This is a genomic window from Pseudomonas baetica, from assembly GCF_019733355.1.
GTDB lineage: Bacteria > Pseudomonadota > Gammaproteobacteria > Pseudomonadales > Pseudomonadaceae > Aquipseudomonas > Aquipseudomonas baetica_A.
This window is the reverse complement of the sequence record NZ_JAIHLQ010000054.1, coordinates 1-18,400: the sequence shown is the minus strand read 5'-3', so window position 1 is coordinate 18,400 and position 18,400 is coordinate 1. Positions and strand designations below refer to the sequence as shown.

The 18,400-nt window shown below is 59.0% G+C and carries 15 protein-coding genes; 12 read left to right on the top strand and 3 right to left on the bottom strand.

Going from position 1 to position 18,400, the window contains the following annotated elements; translation table 11 throughout:
• The first annotated feature begins 144 nt into the window (after positions 1–144).
• The 3 genes from acnD (at position 145) to prpD (ending at position 5,652) form a co-directional block, all read left to right on the top strand.
• Positions 145–2,739 carry a Fe/S-dependent 2-methylisocitrate dehydratase AcnD gene (acnD, locus tag K5E40_RS30670; RefSeq protein ID WP_221733940.1) on the top strand — a complete coding sequence of 865 codons (2,595 nt, stop codon included), beginning with the start codon at positions 145–147 and terminating at the stop codon, positions 2,737–2,739.
• Positions 2,740–2,793: 54 nt separating this feature from the next.
• On the top strand, positions 2,794–3,984 hold the full coding sequence (gene prpF, locus K5E40_RS30665; RefSeq protein WP_221733939.1) for a 2-methylaconitate cis-trans isomerase PrpF: 1,191 nt from the start codon (positions 2,794–2,796) through the stop codon (positions 3,982–3,984).
• Positions 3,985–4,167: 183 nt separating this feature from the next.
• Positions 4,168–5,652, top strand: a complete 1,485-nt coding sequence (prpD, locus tag K5E40_RS30660; protein ID WP_221733938.1) for a 2-methylcitrate dehydratase — start codon at positions 4,168–4,170, stop codon at positions 5,650–5,652.
• A gap of 3 nt (positions 5,653–5,655) precedes the next feature.
• Here prpD and K5E40_RS30655 read toward each other — a convergent pair whose 3' ends face one another.
• Positions 5,656–6,384 carry an alanyl-tRNA editing protein gene (locus K5E40_RS30655; protein WP_221733937.1) on the bottom strand — a complete coding sequence of 243 codons (729 nt, stop codon included), beginning with the start codon at positions 6,382–6,384 and terminating at the stop codon, positions 5,656–5,658.
• A gap of 29 nt (positions 6,385–6,413) precedes the next feature.
• A complete protein-coding gene (locus tag K5E40_RS30650; protein WP_221733936.1) occupies positions 6,414–7,334 on the bottom strand; it encodes a DMT family transporter in 921 nt (306 codons plus the stop codon).
• A 90-nt stretch (positions 7,335–7,424) separates the two neighbouring features.
• Between K5E40_RS30650 and K5E40_RS30645 the strand changes: the two genes are divergently transcribed.
• On the top strand, positions 7,425–8,834 hold the full coding sequence (locus K5E40_RS30645) for a PLP-dependent aminotransferase family protein (protein WP_221733935.1): 1,410 nt from the start codon (positions 7,425–7,427) through the stop codon (positions 8,832–8,834).
• Between the two features lie 50 nt (positions 8,835–8,884).
• Here the strand turns inward: K5E40_RS30645 and K5E40_RS30640 are convergent, their stop codons facing one another.
• Complete coding sequence (locus K5E40_RS30640; RefSeq protein WP_221733934.1) at positions 8,885–9,703, bottom strand: pyruvate, water dikinase regulatory protein; 819 nt, start codon at positions 9,701–9,703, stop codon at positions 8,885–8,887.
• 332 nt (positions 9,704–10,035) lie between these two features.
• Between K5E40_RS30640 and ppsA the strand changes: the two genes are divergently transcribed.
• The 8 genes from ppsA to K5E40_RS30600 all read left to right on the top strand — a co-directional run bounded on the left by ppsA (position 10,036) and on the right by K5E40_RS30600 (position 18,197).
• On the top strand, positions 10,036–12,411 hold the full coding sequence (ppsA, locus tag K5E40_RS30635) for a phosphoenolpyruvate synthase (protein WP_221733933.1): 2,376 nt from the start codon (positions 10,036–10,038) through the stop codon (positions 12,409–12,411).
• 99 nt (positions 12,412–12,510) lie between these two features.
• The gene (locus K5E40_RS30630) at positions 12,511–13,500 is read left to right on the top strand and encodes an alpha/beta fold hydrolase (protein ID WP_221733932.1); all 990 of its coding nucleotides are present in this window, start codon (positions 12,511–12,513) and stop codon (positions 13,498–13,500) included.
• Positions 13,501–13,726: 226 nt separating this feature from the next.
• Positions 13,727–14,218: a ribonuclease E activity regulator RraA gene (rraA, locus tag K5E40_RS30625; RefSeq protein ID WP_221733931.1), complete on the top strand. Its 492-nt coding sequence runs from the start codon at positions 13,727–13,729 to the stop codon at positions 14,216–14,218.
• A gap of 21 nt (positions 14,219–14,239) precedes the next feature.
• Complete coding sequence (locus K5E40_RS30620) at positions 14,240–15,235, top strand: zinc transporter ZntB (protein WP_221733930.1); 996 nt, start codon at positions 14,240–14,242, stop codon at positions 15,233–15,235.
• A gap of 63 nt (positions 15,236–15,298) precedes the next feature.
• Positions 15,299–15,547 (top strand): hypothetical protein, encoded by a 249-nt coding sequence (locus K5E40_RS30615; protein WP_008076827.1) that lies wholly within the window; start codon positions 15,299–15,301, stop codon positions 15,545–15,547.
• 2 nt (positions 15,548–15,549) lie between these two features.
• Positions 15,550–16,374 carry a mechanosensitive ion channel family protein gene (locus K5E40_RS30610; protein WP_221733929.1) on the top strand — a complete coding sequence of 275 codons (825 nt, stop codon included), beginning with the start codon at positions 15,550–15,552 and terminating at the stop codon, positions 16,372–16,374.
• A gap of 90 nt (positions 16,375–16,464) precedes the next feature.
• Positions 16,465–17,055, top strand: a complete 591-nt coding sequence (gene sigX, locus K5E40_RS30605; protein ID WP_166222309.1) for an RNA polymerase sigma factor SigX — start codon at positions 16,465–16,467, stop codon at positions 17,053–17,055.
• Positions 17,056–17,162: 107 nt separating this feature from the next.
• Positions 17,163–18,197 (top strand): OmpA family protein, encoded by a 1,035-nt coding sequence (locus K5E40_RS30600; protein WP_221733928.1) that lies wholly within the window; start codon positions 17,163–17,165, stop codon positions 18,195–18,197.
• Positions 18,198–18,400: the final 203 nt, after the last annotated feature.

Here is an 18,400-nt window from a genome sequence, read left to right as displayed (position 1 = left end):
TCGCGAATGCGGTGTATCAGCCAATGATCTATCGACTGACACACCGCATTCGCGAGCAAACCCGCTCCCACGGGTGACCGAGTCCACTTCAGTGCCGGTGCAATGTTCACCTCTTGAAACTACCGTGACCCGAGTCCTGACCCGATGAACACAGAATTTCGCAAGAACCTGCCCGGCAGCCCTCTGGATTACTTCGACGTCCGTGCGGCGGTCGAGGCGATTCAGCCCGGCAGTTACGACACCCTGCCGTACACCTCCCGCGTGCTGGCGGAAAACCTGGTGCGTCGCTGCGATCCGGCCACGCTCACCGATTCCCTCAAGCAACTGATCGAACGCAAACGCGACCTCGACTTCCCGTGGTTCCCGGCCCGTGTGGTGTGCCACGACATTCTTGGTCAGACCGCACTGGTCGACCTCGCTGGCCTGCGCGACGCGATTGCCTTGCAAGGCGGCGACCCGGCGCAGGTCAACCCGGTGGTGCCGACGCAACTGATCGTCGACCACTCGCTGGCCGTCGAAGCGGGCGGGTTTGATGCCCAGGCGTTCGAGAAAAACCGCGCCATCGAAGACCGTCGCAACGAAGACCGTTTCCACTTCATCAACTGGACCAAAAAGGCCTTCAAGAACGTCGACGTGATCCCGCCGGGTAACGGCATCATGCACCAGATCAACCTGGAGAAAATGTCCCCGGTGATCCAGGTGCGTGACGGCGTGGCGTTCCCCGACACCTGTGTCGGCACCGACAGCCACACCCCGCACGTTGATGCGCTGGGCGTGATTGCCATCGGCGTCGGCGGCCTCGAAGCCGAGAGCGTGATGCTCGGCCGCGCCTCGTGGATGCGCCTGCCGGAAAGCGTTGGCGTTGAACTGACCGGCAAGCTGCAACCGGGCATCACCGCCACCGACATGGTGCTGGCACTGACTGAGTACCTGCGCAAACAGAAAGTCGTCGGGGCGTGGCTGGAGTTCTTTGGCGAAGGCGCTGCCGCGCTAACCCTCGGCGACCGTGCAACCATCTCCAACATGGCCCCGGAATACGGCGCCACCGCGGCGATGTTCTACATCGATCAGCAGACCATCGATTACCTGAAACTCACCGGCCGCGAAGACCAACAGGTTCAGTTGGTCGAGCAATACGCCAAGACCACCGGCCTGTGGGCCGACAGCCTCAAAGGTGCGCAATACGAGCGCGGTTTGACCTTCGATCTGTCCTCGGTCGTGCGCAACATGGCCGGCCCGAGCAACCCGCACGCCCGCGTCGCCACCAGCGATCTGGCGGCCAAAGGCATCAGCGGCCAGTGGGAAGATGTGCCGGGGCAGATGCCCGACGGTGCAGTCATCATCGCCGCCATCACCAGTTGCACCAACACCAGCAACCCGCGCAACGTCATTGCTGCTGGCCTTCTGGCGCGCAATGCCAACAAGCTTGGCCTGACCCGCAAACCGTGGGTCAAATCCTCGTTGGCCCCGGGTTCGAAAACCGTGGCGCTGTACCTCGACGAAGCCGGTTTGACCACTGAGTTGGAGCAACTCGGATTTGGCGTCGTCGCATTCGCCTGCACGACTTGCAACGGCATGTCCGGTGCGCTGGACCCGGTGATCCAGCAAGAGATCATCGACCGTGATCTGTACGCCACGGCCGTGCTTTCGGGCAACCGCAACTTCGACGGCCGGATTCACCCCTACGCCAAGCAAGCGTTCCTGGCCTCGCCGCCATTGGTTGTGGCGTACGCCATCGCTGGCACCATCCGCTTCGACATTGAGAAGGATGTGTTGGGCGTGGTCGACGGCAAGGAAATCCGCCTCAAAGACATCTGGCCGAGCGACGAAGAAATCGACGCCGTGGTCAAATCCTCGGTCAAGCCGGAGCAGTTCCGTCAGGTCTACATCCCGATGTTCGCGGTCCACGAAGACACCGGCCCGAAAGTCACGCCGCTGTACGACTGGCGCGAGACGAGCACTTACATTCGCCGTCCGCCTTACTGGGAAGGTGCGTTGGCGGGTGCGCGTCCGCTCAAGGGCATGCGCCCGTTGGCGGTGCTGCCGGACAACATCACCACCGATCACTTGTCGCCGTCGAACGCGATCATGCTTGACAGCGCCGCCGGCGAATACCTGGCGAAAATGGGCTTGCCGGAAGAGGACTTCAACTCTTACGCCACCCACCGGGGTGACCACCTGACTGCGCAACGCGCAACGTTTGCCAACCCGAAACTGTTCAACGAAATGGTGGTGGAAAACGGCAAGGTCAAACAGGGTTCGCTGGCCCGCGTCGAGCCGGAAGGCCAAGTCATGCGCATGTGGGAAGCCATCGAAACCTACATGGAACGCAAGCAGCCGCTGATCATCATTGCCGGCGCCGATTACGGTCAGGGTTCGTCCCGCGACTGGGCGGCCAAAGGCGTGCGTCTGGCTGGGGTCGAGGCGATTGCTGCCGAAGGTTTCGAACGTATCCACCGCACCAACCTGGTCGGCATGGGCGTGTTGCCGCTGGAGTTCAAACCGGGCACCGACCGTCACACCCTGGCCATCGACGGCAGCGAAACCTACGACGTGATCGGAGCCCGAAAGCCGCGCGCTGACTTGACGCTGGTGATCCATCGCAAGAACGGCGAGCGCGTCGACGTGCCGGTGACATGCCGCCTCGACACCGCTGAAGAAGTGTCGATCTACGAGGCCGGCGGCGTGTTGCAGCGCTTCGCTCAGGACTTCCTCGAAGAGTCGTCGGTTGCCGTTTAAATCATCGTATGTGGGCGTGGGATTTTAAGTCCCGCGCCTTTGTTAAGGAGCACCATGGCTCACGCACCTCAAATAAAGATTCCCGCCACCTACATGCGCGGCGGTACCAGCAAAGGCGTGTTCTTCAGCCTCAAGGATCTGCCCGAGGCGGCGCAGATTCCCGGCCCGGCCCGCGATGCGTTATTGCTGCGGGTGATCGGCAGCCCCGACCCGTACGACAAGCAGATCGACGGCATGGGCGGCGCCACGTCGAGCACCAGCAAAACCGTGATCCTGTCGAAAAGCATCAAAGCCGATCACGACGTCGATTACCTGTTCGGTCAGGTCTCCATCGACAAGCCGTTCGTGGACTGGAGCGGCAACTGCGGCAACCTGTCGGCGGCGGTCGGTTCGTTCGCGATCAGCAATGGTTTGGTCGACGCCAGCCGTATCCCGCAAAACGGCGTAGCGGTGGTGCGCGTATGGCAGGCCAACATCGGCAAGACCATCATTGCTCATGTGCCGATCACCCATGGCGAGGTGCAGGAAACCGGCGACTTCGAACTCGACGGCGTGACCTTTCCGGCCGCCGAAGTGCAAGTGGAGTTCATGGACCCGGCAGCAGACGAAGAGGGCGGCGGTGGCTCAATGTTCCCCACCGGCAACCTGATCGACGAGTTGGAAGTGCCCGGTGTGGGCACGTTCAAGGCGACCATGATCAATGCCGGCATCCCGACGATCTTCGTCAACGCCGCCGACCTCGGTTACACCGGCACCGAGTTGCAAAGCGCGATCAACAGCGATCCGAAAGCGCTGCAAATGTTTGAAACCGTTCGTGCTTATGGCGCGTTGCGTATGGGGTTGATCGCCAATCTGGATGAAGCCGCCAAGCGCCAGCACACACCGAAAGTCGCGTTCGTCGCCAAGCCTGCGGACTATGTGGCCTCCAGTGGCAAGGCGGTTGCGGCGGCTGATGTTGATTTGCTGGTGCGCGCCTTGTCGATGGGCAAATTGCACCACGCGATGATGGGCACGGCCGCGGTGGCGATCGGCACCGCAGCGGCGATTTCCGGAACGCTGGTGAATCTGGCGGCGGGCGGCGTTGAGCGTAGTGCGGTGCGCTTTGGGCATCCGTCCGGGACCTTGCGGGTCGGTGCTGAGGCCAGTCTGGAAAACGGTGAGTGGGTGGTGAAGAAGGCCATCATGAGTCGCAGTGCCCGGGTACTCATGGAAGGCTACGTGCGCGTGCCCGGCGACGCTTTTTAAGTAACACTTCATACCCTGTGGGAGCGGGCTTGCTCGCGAAGGCGGCGCACCGGGCAATAATGATGTCGACTGACACTCTGCCTTCGCGAGCAAGCCCGCTCCCACAGGGGATAGTATTTCAACCCAAAAAATCAGCCCTGAACCGAGGTCCCGTCAACGAACCACTTCAAGAGTGAATCGAACATGAGCGCCAACGTCGATCTGAACAACCGCCCCGACTACGACCGTGTCCTGCAGGACATCGCCGATTACGTCCTCACTTTCAACGTTGAATCCAGCGAAGCCCTCGACACCGCCCGCAACTGCCTGATGGACACGCTGGGCTGTGGCCTGCTGGCGTTACGTTTCCCCGAATGCACCAAACACCTTGGCCCTCTCGTCGAAGGCACTGTCGTGCCGTTCGGGGCACGAGTACCGGGCACGTGCTATCGACTTGATCCGGTCAAAGCCGCGTGGGACATCGGCTGCATCGTGCGTTGGCTTGATTACAACGACACTTGGCTCGCTGCCGAATGGGGGCATCCGTCGGACAACCTTGGCGCGATTCTAGCGGTGGCGGATCACCTGGCGCAGAAACGCGTGGCCAACGCTGAAGCGCCGCTGACGATTCGCGATGTGCTCGAAGCCATGATCATGGCCCATGAGATTCAGGGCGTGATCGCCCTGGAAAACGCCTTCAACCGCGTAGGACTCGACCACGTCATCTTGGTCAAAGTCGCCTCGACCGCCATCACCGCCAAACTGATGGGCGCCAATCGCGAGCAACTGTTATCGGCGCTGTCCCATGCGTTCGTCGATGGGCAGGCGTTGCGCACTTATCGGCATGCGCCGAACGCCGGCTCGCGCAAATCCTGGGCGGCGGGGGACGCATCGAGTCGTGGCGTGCGTTTGGCGGACATCGCCATGCGCGGCGAGATGGGTATTCCCGGCGTGCTGAGCGCTAAACAGTGGGGGTTTTATGACGTGCTGTTCAGCCACACCAACAGCGATCTGGCGTTGAAGCCCGAGGGCACGCGAGCCTTCAGTTTCTCGCGTCCTTTGGGCAGCTACGTGATGGAAAACGTGCTGTTCAAAATCAGCTTCCCGGCCGAATTTCATGCGCAAACAGCTTGCGAAGCGGCGGTCACGTTGCACCCTCAGGTGCGCAATCGTCTGCACGAAATCGACCGGATCGTCATCACCACCCACCAATCGGCGATCCGCATCATTTCCAAGGTCGGGCCGCTGGCTAACGCCGCCGACCGCGATCACTGCATTCAGTACATGACCGCCGTGCCGTTGGCGTTCGGCAATCTGGTGGCCGAGCAGTACGAAGACGACTTTCACAAGGCGCATCCGATCATTGATGTGCTGCGCGAAAAAATGGTCATCGTCGAAGACCCGCGCTTCACTCGCGAGTATCTGGAGGCCGACAAACGCTCGATTGCCAATGCCGTGCAGGTGTTTTTCAAGGACGGCTCAAGCACCGACAACGTAGTGGTGGAATATCCGATCGGCCATCGTCGCCGCCGCGCCGAAGGCATTCCGTTGCTCGAAGACAAGTTCAAGGCGAACCTGGCGACGCGCTTCACCGGACAGCGCAGCAGCGAGATTTTTGCCTTGTGCAAGGATCAGGCGCAGCTTGAGGCGACTGCGGTGAACCGCTTTGTCGACCTGTTCGTGATCTAAGGCTCATTCAAACCGCAGGATCACCCGCCGGTTGGTCCTGCTCTTCTTCTCGATTTTTTCGCAAAACACCCGGCCGATTTCCCGGGTGTTTTGTACGTGGGTGCCGCCACAGGGCTGGATGTCGATTCCGATCACTTCGACCATCCGCAATTCACCCTGAATCGCCGGTGGCTTAACCGTTTTGCTACCGGTTTTTTCCAACAGTGCGGGGTACTCCGAGGCGGGCATCGACAGGGTGGTGACCGCAATGGCCTGCTCGATCAGCGCGTTGAGATCGCGCGTGAGGCTGTCCTTGTCGAGGGTCATTTGGGGCAGATCGAAATCCAGCCGGCCCTTGTCCGCGCCGATGCTGCACCCGGTGACCGGTGCGTTGATGATCGATCCCAGCAGGTGCAGGCAGGTGTGCATCTTCATGTGTTGATAGCGCCGCGCCCAGTCCAGGCTGGCGTTGAGCAGGGTGCCGACGCATAGCTGAGGCGGGCATTGCGACACCTTGTGCCAGATGATCGACGGCAGCAACGGGTCGCGCAGCGTTTCCGTCACGTCGATCCGGGTGCCATCCGGCAGGCTGAAGTGCCCGGTGTCGCCCGGCTGCCCGCCACCGGTGGGATAGAACAGCGTGTGTTCGAGGACGACGGCCTGATCTACCACCGCGATCACCCGGGCACTGAAGTCGCGCTGATAAGGGGCATTGTTAAAAAGACTGAGGGTTTCCATGGTGTGTACCGACATTTGAACCTCCGATGTTCAATGCATGATTGTTAGCGCTTGGCTGGCAGCTTGGTGATCGCAAAACCGCCCAGCAGGACAGCCGAATACAGCATCAGCTCCCGAGAAATTTCCGTGCCTTCGTACCAGGCGCCGATGATCACGGCGAACACCGGAAAGATGATGAACACGAATGACAGAAGGACCGGGCTCAGGCGTTTGAGCAGGACGAAATAAACGATAAAGCCGCCGACCGACGCCACCATTCCGAGGTAGAGCAGGGCGCCCCATGAGCGTGGCGTGATGGTGGCGAATGTCGGGTTCTCCAGCGAAAGGCCTGCGACCAGCAGCATCAACCCGGCAATGCCGATGGGCAGAGTGTTGTAGGTGATCACACTGATCGCGCTGCCGTGCTTTTTGGTGATCACGTAGCACAGCGCATGCATGATCGCCGCGCTGAAAATCGCCAGCACACCAAGCCATTCGGCCTGATCCAGATGCAAACCCTGGCTGCGGATGATCATGAACAGGCTGCCGAAACCGATGGCGATACCGAGCATTTGCGTCGGCTGGATCTTCTCGCGCAGAAACAGCGCAGAAAAAATCAGGATGAACACCGGCATGCAACTGAACAGCAGCGCGGTCAGGCCGGACGACACATGTATCTCGCCATAGTTGAGCAAGTAGTAGGGCAGGCTGAAATACGACAGCGTGACGAACACAAAGAACCAGCGACTCTGCCGGGGGAACAGCAGCGGCTCTTTGCGTAATACGGCGAAGCCGAGGAACAGTGGAAAGGCAATCAGAAAACGCAGCCCGGCGGCGGTCAGGGGTGGCACACTTTCCACGGCAATCTTGATCCCCAGCCATGTCGTGCCCCAACTCAGGCAGACGATCAGAAACAACACACTGGTGACCAACCCGGCGAGCCAGGGTTTGCTGGCGTTCAACGGCGTGCTGAGGGCGATCGACATGCGGTGTGCTCCGAACGACGGAATTGACCTGGTTGCTGAAAAGGTCTATCCCTGATTGAACCTGTTTTCAGTACGCTATTCGGGGCGGGAATGACTGTCAAAGTAAGTATTGCCATGGTGTCAATCCTCCGTGACGGCCTCGCCAATGGCGTCGGTGTGAAGTATCAACGCCTCGCGGACGCGGTCGAGAAGGCCATCGTTGCCGGTGTTATCGAGGCCGGTTGCAAGTTGCCACCCCACAGGCTGTTGGCCGACAGCCTCGGCGTTACCATCGGCACCATCAGCCGTGCCTACGGCGAACTGGAGCGTGTGGGATGGGTCGTGGCCCGTGTAGGAGACGGCACTTATGTGCGTCAGCGCGGGATGGAGCGGCCGCAAGACAAGGGCTTTCGCAATGTCAGCGATGAGCCCCCGGCCTGCTTTGACATGAGTCGCAATCAGCCGATTCCCGGGCAGGAAACGGCTTTGATGAGCCAAACCCTACAGGCACTGGCCGGTGATCCGCACCGCTTGCAGCAGTTGACGGGATACACCGCTGAAGGTGGACTGCCACGGCATCGGGCGGCGGGTGCCCAATGGCTGCGTCATGGGGATTTTGTCCCGCACGCCGATCAGGTGCTGTGCGTCAACGGCGGTCAGCATGGCCTGTTGTGCGCGTTGATGGGTTTGCTCAAGGCGGGTGACACGGTTGTCACCGAGCATTTGTCCTACCCCGGATTGATCAGCGTCGCACGCCAGCTCGGGATAAAGCTGATCGGTGCCGCGATGGATGACGAAGGACTGTTGCCCTCGGCGCTGGAGGATATTTGTCGTCAGCACCGGGTATCCGCCCTGTATTGCACGCCGACGATCCAGAATCCTACGGCTGCGGTCATGTCGATCTCACGACGACAGGCGATTGCCGAGGTCTGTCGCCAACACAATCTGCTGATCCTCGAAGACGAAGCACACGCGGTGCTGGATCGCCAGCGTCCGCTGCCCCTGAGTTATTTCGCCCCGGAGCGCTCAGTGTTGATCGGCAGCCTGAGCAAGGCGGTTTCGGCGGGGGTGCGGGTGGGTTATGTGCATGCGCCGCAAGCGCTGATTGGGCGCATCAGTTCAGCCATTCGCGGTTCCTGCTGGATGGCTAATCCATTGACCCAGGAGGTGGCGGCTCTGTGGATCGAAAACGGCATGGCCGAGCGCTTGCTGGATGAGCAGATCGGCGAGATCGGCCGGCGCAAGGCATGGGTGGCGGGGGCGCTGGAGGGGTTGAGCTACAAGACGCATATCCACAGCCCGCATTTCTGGTTGCAAGTGCCTGAACTGTGGCGGGCGTCGCAGATTGCAGCGGAATTGAAGGAAAACAACTATCTGGTGGCGACCGCCGAGGCGTTCGCCGTCGGGCACGCGGCGGTGCCGCAGTTTATTCGGGCGAGTGTGTGTAATTCGGTGGGGGATGACGGGTTGTTGCTCGGCGGCTTTGAAACGCTGGCGAAGGCACTCACCGAAACCGCGTAATCGTTCTTCGCGAGCAAGCTCGCGAAGGCTTCAGATCAGGCACCGCAAATCTACTTGAACCGCCGCTCCACACCTTTCTCGACCAGAATCTTCGCCGAAATCTCTTCCACCGAAAAATGCGTGGAGTTGATGTTCGGGATGTTCTCGCGGCGGAACAGGTTTTCCACTTCGCGCACTTCGAATTCGCACTGGGCATAGCTTGAATAGCGGCTGTTGGGCTTGCGCTCGTTGCGAATCGCGGTGAGGCGATCCGGGTCGATGGTCAGGCCAAACAGCTTGTGCTGGTGCGCGCGCAGGGCGGCTGGCAGGGTCAGGCGCTCCATGTCGTCTTCGGTCAGCGGATAGTTGGCCGCGCGGATGCCGAATTGCATGGCCATATACAGGCACGTCGGTGTCTTACCACAACGCGACACGCCCACTAGTATCAGATCGGCCTTGTCGTAATAGTGCGTGCGGGCGCCGTCGTCGTTGTCGAGGGCGAAGTTCACCGCCTCGATGCGCTCCATGTAATTGGAGTTGTGCCCGATCGAATGCGATTTGCCGACGGTGTAGGAAGAATGCTCGGTCAGTTCCTGCTCGAGCGGCGCCAGGAAGGTCGAGAAAATGTCGATCATGAAACCATTGGAGGTGGCGAGAATCTCACGAATGTCCTGATTGACGATGGTGTCGAAGATAATCGGGCGAAAGCCGTCGGTTTCAGCGGCTTTGTTGATTTGTTGTACCATGGACCGCGCTTTTTCCACGCTGTCGATGTACGGGCGCGTGAATTTGCTGAACGCAATGTTTTCGAACTGCGCCAAGAGGCTTTGACCCAGGGTTTCGGCGGTAATGCCGGTGCCATCGGAGATAAAGAAAGCAGATCGTTTCATTTGCACCTTGGGCCTTAAGTGAGTGTCCTGTGTAGCCTATGCATGCCGTCGTGGCGGCGCCTGTTGTCGCCATACTACGTTGCCGCTCCTCGCCGTAGCCAGCTATGACTTGTCGCGGCGCCTTGTCTGGCAACAACAGTCACTCGCCACATCGGCATGCATAGGCAGCACAGGACACTTATGAGCATTTCTGGATATGATAGGCGCGATTTGCCGGCCGCCATTGGCCCGCATTCTCACTTATTTTCCAGGTCCAGGCCATACAGCCGGCCAACGCTCCCCCGAGCCGCCGGCTTCTGAGCTTTTCCAACACAGTTAGTGGAGAGATCACCTTGGTAGAGTACGTAGTTTCCCTCGATAAGCTCGGCAAACACGATGTTGAGCATGTGGGGGGCAAGAACGCATCCCTGGGCGAGATGATCAGCAACCTGGCAGGCGCCGGTGTGTCGGTCCCTGGCGGCTTTGCCACCACCGCCCAGGCCTATCGCGACTTCCTCGAACTGAGCGGCCTCAACGACCAGATCCACAAGGCCCTCGACGCACTCGACGTTGATGATGTCAATGCGCTGGCCAAGACCGGCGCCCAGATCCGTCAATGGATCATGGAAGCCCAATTCCCTGAAAAACTGAACGCCGAGATCCGCACCGCGTTCGCCGAACTGTCGGCCGGCAACCCTGACGTGGCCGTGGCCGTGCGTTCTTCCGCCACCGCCGAAGACTTGCCGGACGCCTCGTTCGCCGGCCAGCAGGAAACCTTTCTGAACATCCGTGGTGTGGAAAACGTTATCCGCGCCGCCAAAGAAGTGTTCGCTTCGCTGTTCAACGACCGTGCGATCTCCTACCGCGTGCATCAGGGCTTCGACCATAAACTGGTCGCCCTGTCGGCCGGCGTGCAGCGCATGGTGCGTTCGGAAACCGGCACCGCCGGCGTGATGTTCACCCTCGATACCGAATCCGGTTTCCGTGACGTGGTGTTCATCACCGGCGCCTACGGCCTGGGTGAAACCGTCGTACAAGGCGCGGTGAACCCGGATGAGTTCTACGTCCATAAAGGCACGCTGGAAGCCGGTCGTCCGGCGATCCTGCGTCGCAACCTGGGCAGCAAAGCCATCAAGATGATCTACGGCGACGAGGCCAAGGCCGGTCGGTCGGTCAAAACCGTCGATGTCGACAAGGCTGACCGCGCGCGCTTCTGCCTGAGCGACGCCGAAGTCAGCGAACTGGCCAAGCAGGCGATGATCATCGAGAAGCACTACCAGTGCCCAATGGACATCGAATGGGCCAAGGACGGTGACGACGGCAAGCTGTACATCGTGCAGGCCCGTCCGGAAACCGTTAAAAGCCGCACTCAGGCCAACGTCATGGAACGTTACCTGCTGAAAGAAACCGGCACCGTGCTGGTTGAGGGTCGCGCCATCGGCCAGCGCATCGGCGCCGGCAAGGTTCGCATCATCAAGGACGTGTCCGAGATGGATAAAGTCCAGCCGGGCGACGTGCTGGTGTCCGACATGACCGATCCGGACTGGGAACCGGTGATGAAACGCGCCAGCGCCATCGTCACCAACCGGGGCGGCCGTACTTGCCATGCGGCGATCATCGCCCGTGAACTGGGGATTCCGGCCGTCGTGGGTTGCGGCAACGCCACCCAATTGTTGAAGGATGGTCAGGGCGTGACCGTGTCCTGCGCCGAAGGCGACACCGGTTACATCTTCGAAGGCGAACTGGGCTTCGACATCAAGAAAAACTCCGTGGATGCCATGCCGGACCTGCCGTTCAAGATCATGATGAACGTCGGCAACCCGGACCGCGCTTTCGACTTCGCGCAATTGCCGAACGCCGGTGTGGGCCTGGCCCGCCTGGAATTCATCATCAACCGCATGATCGGCGTCCACCCCAAAGCACTGTTGAACTACGACGGCCTGCCGCCGGAAATCAAGGAAAGCGTCGACAAGCGCATCGCCGGTTACGACGATCCAGTCGGTTTCTACGTCGAAAAACTGGTTGAAGGCATCAGCACCCTCGCTGCCGCGTTCGCGCCGAAGAAGGTCATCGTGCGTCTGTCGGACTTCAAGTCCAACGAATACGCCAACCTGATCGGCGGCAAACTCTACGAGCCGGAAGAAGAAAACCCGATGCTGGGCTTCCGTGGCGCTTCGCGTTACATCAGCGAATCGTTCCGTGACTGCTTCGAGCTCGAATGCCGGGCGCTGAAGCGCGTGCGCAACGAGATGGGCCTGACCAACGTCGAAATCATGGTGCCGTTCGTGCGTACCCTTGGCGAAGCCAGCCAGGTTGTGGATCTGCTCGCAGAGAATGGATTGAAGCGCGGCGAGAACGGTTTGCGCGTCATCATGATGTGCGAACTGCCTTCGAACGCGATTCTCGCTGAAGAATTCCTCGAGTTCTTCGACGGTTTCTCGATCGGTTCCAACGACCTGACTCAACTGACCTTGGGTCTGGATCGCGACTCGGGCATCATCGCGCACTTGTTCGACGAGCGTAATCCGGCGGTCAAGAAGCTGTTGGCCAACGCGATTGCCGCGTGCAACAAGGCCGGCAAGTACATCGGCATCTGCGGTCAGGGGCCTTCGGATCACCCGGATCTGGCCAAGTGGCTGATGGAGCAGGGCATCGAAAGCGTGTCGCTGAACCCGGACACCGTGCTGGAAACCTGGTTCTTCCTGGCGGAAGGCCAAGCGGCCCAATAAGTCGTTAATGAAGCCTCGACCTGCCTTTGCGGGTCGAGGCTTTGAGATTGAAGTAGGGCGGGCTCCTGTGGATGCCGCCCTTTTTTGTGCAAGAGCATTATGCAAAGCAGCAGCAACCTATTTCCTGTCGCCCTGATCAGCGCCGAACGGCGCGGCGATCTGAGCGAAGATGTTTATCGATTGAAACCCGGCAACAGCCCGGACTGGTCCGTGGAAATCGCCGTCACCCGCCTGGGTATGGCTGATGAACCGGCCGTACGGGGCGTGCCGGTGATTTTGTTGCACGGCAGTTTTTCCAACCGCCGCTTCTGGTTTTCGCCGAAAGGTCTGGGGCTGGGCGCCTACCTGGCACGGCTGGGTTTCGACGTGTGGATCCCGGAGATGCGCGGTCACGGCCTGTCGCAGCGCAACGAGGATTACCGGCGCAATCGCGTCGCTGACTACGCGCGATACGATCTGCCGGCAATTGCCGCGTTCGTGCGCGAGCAGAGCGGTCAGGTTCCGCATTGGCTGGGGCACTCGCTGGGCGGCATCACCCTGGCGGCGGCGCTTGGCGGCGAATACCTGGGTGAGCCGGCCGTGGCGTCGGCGGCATTTTTTGGCACGCAGGTCAGCCGAACGTACTGGCCGCTGAAAATCCCGCCGGTGGAGTGGAGCAGTCGCTTCATTCTCAAGCGATTTGCCCAGCTATCGGGCTCGCGTCTCAAGCGTGGACCTGAAGACGAACCGATCGGTCTGGCGATCGAAAGCATGCGCTGGTATGGCCTGTTCGGTCGTTTTGGTGACAAGGACAAAGATTGGTGGGCCGGTTTGACGGATGTTCAAGTGCCTGTGCTGGCGGTAAGTGCGGTAGGGGACCATCAGGATCCGGCCTGGGCCTGTCGCAAATTGTTCGAGCAGATAGGTAGTGAGCAAAAACAGTTCGTCAATCTGGGGCGCGAGCAGGGCTTCAGCGAAAATTTCGGTCATGTCGAGATGTTGGTGAGCAAGTCTGCGCAGGCTGAAGTGTGGCCGCTGGTTGCACGCTGGTTGAGCGACCAGCAAGCGCCCCTGCTGGGTGAGAAGCCGGATATGGCGGCTGCAGGCTGAGTCGCAGGCTCTGAAAAGGGCATTTCGTTCGGCTTGGCTTGCGGCTAAGATATGACGCGTTGTGCGGTTCTGGTCATATTGGGTGGCTGTTTAGCTATTACGTTTCAGCGTTTGTTCAGGTTCGTTCAGCGACCATGGCATGAACTAAGGTAAACAGCGACCGCCGGAACTCGTTTCAAAAGAGTGCGTCATCCTTGATCGTCTTCCTTTTCACAGGAGTTTTTCGATGAACCATTACCTTACGCCTGACCTTTGCGACGCCTATCCGGAGCTGGTTCAGGTGCTGGAACCGATGTTCAGCAATTTCGGCGGCCGTGACTCGTTCGGCGGCGAAATCGTGACCATCAAATGCTTCGAAGACAACTCGCTGGTCAAGGAACAAGCCGAGCTCAACGGCCACGGCAAGGTGCTGGTGGTCGATGGCGGCGGTTCCCTGCGCCGTGCACTGCTGGGCGACATGATCGCCGAGAAAGCCGCAAGCAATGGCTGGGAAGGGCTGGTGATCTACGGTTGCATCCGTGATGTCGACGTTATCGCCCAGACCGACCTCGGGGTTCAGGCCTTGGCCAGTCATCCGATGAAAACCGAAAAACGCGGCATTGGCGACCTCAACGTTGCGGTGACTTTTGCCGGTGTGACGTTCCACCCTGGGCACTACATTTATGCGGACAACAACGGCGTGATCATCTCGCCGAGCCCGCTGAAGATGCCTGATTAAGCTTTCGACAAAGGGATGAGGATGTTCGAGGAAGAAAACGCGCAATGGGGGCTGGTGCATGCCCTGGTGCTGGACGGTAAAGGCGGTGCGCGTTCGATAGCCCGGACTGAATTCGACGATTTGCAGCTGCAGGCCCATGAAAGCCTCTGGCTGCATTGGGATCGCAGTCATCCGCAAACGCAGACCTGGCTGCGCAAATCCAGCGGTCTCAATGAATTCACCTGCGACCTGCTGCTGGAAGAGAACACTCGACCTCGTTTGTTGCCGTTGCCGGATGCCGAGCTGTTGCTGTTTTTGCGCGGGGTCAATCTCAATCCGGGCGCGGAGCCGGAAGACATGGTTTCGGTGCGCATTTTTGCCAGCGCCCAGCGTGTGATCTCCCTGCGTTTGCGGCCGTTGCGGGCTACCGATGAATTGCTCGCGCAACTGGCAGACGGCAAAGGCCCGAAAACCGCTTCTGAACTGATCCTTTATCTGGCGCAGTTCCTTACCAACAAGGTGCAGGATCTGGTCACTTGCCTCTCGGAAATCGCCGATGAGGAAGAAGAAAAAATGGATGCCGACGAACGGTATACACCCGATCATGGCGCCATTTTGCACATCCGTCGCAGGGCGGCTGGACTGAAGCGTTTTCTCGCGCCACAGCGGGATATATTCGGCCAAATGACGCGGATAAAACTGCCTTGGTTCGTTGATGACGACGCCGACTACTGGAACGAATTGAACAACAGCCTGACGCGTTATCTCGAAGAGCTCGAATTGACCCGAGAGCGCGTGGGGCTTGTGCTGGAGGCTGAGGACCGGCGCCTGAGCGAGCGCATGAATCGCACGATGTATCGCTTCGGGATCATCACCGGGATCTTTTTACCGATGAGTTTTATCACCGGTCTGCTGGGTATAAACGTCGGTGGAATTCCGCTTTCCGGGAGTCCTTACGGCTTCGTGGTGGCTTGCCTGCTGATGGTCGCTGTGGCCCTCGGACAATGGTGGTTGTTCCGCCGTTTGCGTTGGGTATAGAGATGCCGCATGTGACCCGACCAAATTTGCCCGCGTCTTTCACAGACATCACGAGAGGTGCGTATGCACGATCCGTTTGAACAGTCTTTGCGTGACATGCTCAACGCTTCGCCGTCCAGCCGCGACGACGATGCGTGCTTGGGCCGCGTACTCAAAACCGCCAACCGCCAGGTCGGCGCCGGCGATCTGTTCAGCCTGCTGGGCCGCTGGCTGCCCGCGCTGATGATCGCCTTGAACAACGGATCGGCCCATGTTTCGCCGGTTTCCCGTCTTCGTAAACCTACCGCTCGCACTGCTGATAAGGCTGATTGAATATGGAACTTGATCTCTGGACTCAGAGCCTCGTCACTGCAATGACTGCGTTGTGGACCAAAGTCGCCAACTTCATCCCGAACCTGTTTGGCGCACTGGTCGTGCTGCTGCTGGGTTTCGTCGTGGCGAAGCTGCTCGATACCTTGCTGTCCAAGCTGCTTGCCAAACTGGGTCTCGACCGTCTGATGGGCGGCACCGGTTTGACCAAGTTGATGTCGCGTGCCGGGTTGCAGGTACCGATTTCGACCCTGATTGGCAAAATCGTCTACTGGTTCGTTCTGCTTATTTTCCTGGTTTCTGCAGCAGAATCCCTCGGGCTTGAGCGAGTTTCGGCTACGCTCGACATCCTGGCGCTGTATTTGCCGAAAGTATTCGGCGCCGCGCTGGTGTTGCTGGTAGGTGTTCTGCTCGCACAACTGGCCAACGGGCTGGTGCGCGGTGCAGCAGAAGGCGTAGGTCTGGACTACGCTTCGGGATTGGGGCGAATTGCACAGGGACTGGTGATCATCATCAGCATCTCGGTCGCGATCAGTCAGCTTGAGGTCAAGACCGACCTTCTGAACCATGTGATCGTCATTGTTCTGATTACCGTTGGTCTGGCCGTTGCGCTGGCCATGGGCTTGGGAAGCCGGGAAATCGCCGGTCAGATTCTTGCGGGAATCTATGTGCGTGAGTTGTATCAGGTTGGGCAACAAGTGCGTGTTGGCGAGGTCGAAGGCCAGATCGAAGAGATCGGCACGGTTAAAACCACACTGCTGACCGATGAGGGTGAGCTAGTCTCTCTTTCCAATCGGATCCTGCTGGAACAGCATGTGAGTAGCCGCTAATCCGGCAAACCCTGCTAATGTATGCCGCCGCAAAATGCCAGCTGATGCTGGTTGCGGCGGACATTGACCTGACTGTCGGCACGACTTGTTTTGAATAAAGCCCATACGCTATCCACGCGCTACGACCCCCGCGAACTCTCTGATGAGGAGTTGGTCGCGCGCTCGCATACCGAGCTTTTTCACGTAACGCGCGCTTATGAAGAACTGATGCGGCGTTACCAGCGAACATTATTTAACGTCTGCGCGAGATATCTTGGGAACGATCGCGACGCGGACGATGTCTGTCAGGAAGTGATGCTGAAGGTTTTGTATGGTTTGAAGAACTTTGAGGGGAAATCGAAGTTCAAAACCTGGCTGTACAGCATCACTTACAACGAATGTATTACGCAGTATCGAAAGGAACGGCGAAAGCGTCGCTTGATGGACGCATTGAGTCTTGACCCGCTGGAAGAAGCGTCTGAGGAAAAGGCGCCGAAACCGGAAGAAAAGGGCGGGCTCGATCGCTGGTTGGTGTATGTGAACCCGATTGACCGTGAAATTCTGGTGCTACGTTTTGTCGCAGAGCTGGAGTTTCAGGAGATCGCAGACATCATGCATATGGGTTTGAGTGCTACAAAAATGCGGTACAAACGTGCTCTAGATAAATTACGTGAGAAATTTGCAGGCATTGCTGAAACTTAGTTCAGCGCAAATATCTCTTACGTGTAGGCAAGTTCTGATAGAATTGCCGCCGAGTTGTCCCCCGGTTTGCGGGACTGCTTCACAATCACCAGATGGGGATTTAACGGATGAAACTGAAAAACACCTTGGGCTTGGCCATTGGTTCTCTGATTGCCGCCACTTCGTTCGGCGCTCTGGCACAAGGCCAAGGCGCAGTTGAAATCGAAGGCTTCGCAAAGAAAGAACAATTCGACAGCGCTCGTAACTTCAAGAACAACGGCAACCTGTTCGGCGGTTCGATCGGTTACTTCCTGACCGACGACGTTGAACTGCGTCTGGGCTACGACGAAGTGCACAACGTGCGTTCCGACGATGGCCGTAACATCAAGGGCGCCAACACCGCTCTGGACGCTCTGTACCACTTCAACAACCCAGGCGACATGCTGCGTCCATACGTATCGGCTGGTTTCTCCGATCAGAGCATCGGTCAGAACGGTTCCGGCGGTCGTAACCGCTCCACCTTCGCCAACGTTGGCGGCGGTGCCAAGCTGTACTTCACCGACAACTTCTACGCCCGTGCTGGCGTTGAAGCTCAGTACAACATCGACCAGGGCGACACCGAGTGGGCTCCTAGCGTCGGTATCGGTGTGAACTTCGGTGGCGGCTCCAAGCCTGCTGCTGCTCCAGTTCCAGCACCAGCTGAAGTCTGCTCCGACAGCGACAACGACGGCGTTTGCGACAACGTTGACAAGTGCCCGGACACCCCAGCCAACGTAACTGTTGACGCTGACGGCTGCCCAGCAGTTGCAGAAGTTGTTCGTGTTGAGCTGGACGTCAAGTTCGACTTCGACAAGTCGGTTGTGAAGCCAAACAGCTACGGCGACATCAAAAACCTGGCTGACTTCATGAAGCAGTACCCATCCACCACCACTACTGTTGAAGGTCACACTGACTCCGTCGGTCCTGACGCTTACAACCAGAAACTGTCCGAGCGTCGTGCAAACGCCGTTAAGCAAGTTCTGACCAACCAGTACGGTGTTGAATCGTCCCGCGTTCAGTCTGTTGGCTACGGCGAATCCCGCCCAGTTGCTGACAACAAAACTGAAGCTGGCCGCGCTGTAAACCGTCGCGTAGAAGCGCAGGTTGAAGCTCAAGCTAAGTAATTAGCTGCCGCTCTGAGAAAAGCCCGGCTTAGGCCGGGCTTTTCTTTGCCTGCTGTCTCGTCCTGAATAAGGTTTACACCTTCTGGCTTCTTATCAGGAGGGTGCAATGGATACGGGCGCAAAACGTAGTCAGCGCGATTACACGCTGACTTTTAAATTGTCGGTTGTCGACCAAGTAGAAAAAGGCGAGTTGAGTTATAAAG

Coding starts and splice junctions, on each gene's coding strand:
- acnD (WP_221733940.1), top strand. CDS start 145: ATGAACACAGAATTTCGCAAGAACCTGCCCGGCAGCCCTCTGGATTAC.
- prpF (WP_221733939.1), top strand. CDS start 2,794: ATGGCTCACGCACCTCAAATAAAGATTCCCGCCACCTACATGCGCGGC.
- prpD (WP_221733938.1), top strand. CDS start 4,168: ATGAGCGCCAACGTCGATCTGAACAACCGCCCCGACTACGACCGTGTC.
- K5E40_RS30655 (WP_221733937.1), bottom strand. CDS start 6,384: ATGTCGGTACACACCATGGAAACCCTCAGTCTTTTTAACAATGCCCCT.
- K5E40_RS30650 (WP_221733936.1), bottom strand. CDS start 7,334: ATGTCGATCGCCCTCAGCACGCCGTTGAACGCCAGCAAACCCTGGCTC.
- K5E40_RS30645 (WP_221733935.1), top strand. CDS start 7,425: ATGACTGTCAAAGTAAGTATTGCCATGGTGTCAATCCTCCGTGACGGC.
- K5E40_RS30640 (WP_221733934.1), bottom strand. CDS start 9,703: ATGAAACGATCTGCTTTCTTTATCTCCGATGGCACCGGCATTACCGCC.
- K5E40_RS30630 (WP_221733932.1), top strand. CDS start 12,511: ATGCAAAGCAGCAGCAACCTATTTCCTGTCGCCCTGATCAGCGCCGAA.
- rraA (WP_221733931.1), top strand. CDS start 13,727: ATGAACCATTACCTTACGCCTGACCTTTGCGACGCCTATCCGGAGCTG.
- K5E40_RS30620 (WP_221733930.1), top strand. CDS start 14,240: ATGTTCGAGGAAGAAAACGCGCAATGGGGGCTGGTGCATGCCCTGGTG.
- K5E40_RS30615 (WP_008076827.1), top strand. CDS start 15,299: ATGCACGATCCGTTTGAACAGTCTTTGCGTGACATGCTCAACGCTTCG.
- K5E40_RS30610 (WP_221733929.1), top strand. CDS start 15,550: ATGGAACTTGATCTCTGGACTCAGAGCCTCGTCACTGCAATGACTGCG.
- K5E40_RS30600 (WP_221733928.1), top strand. CDS start 17,163: ATGAAACTGAAAAACACCTTGGGCTTGGCCATTGGTTCTCTGATTGCC.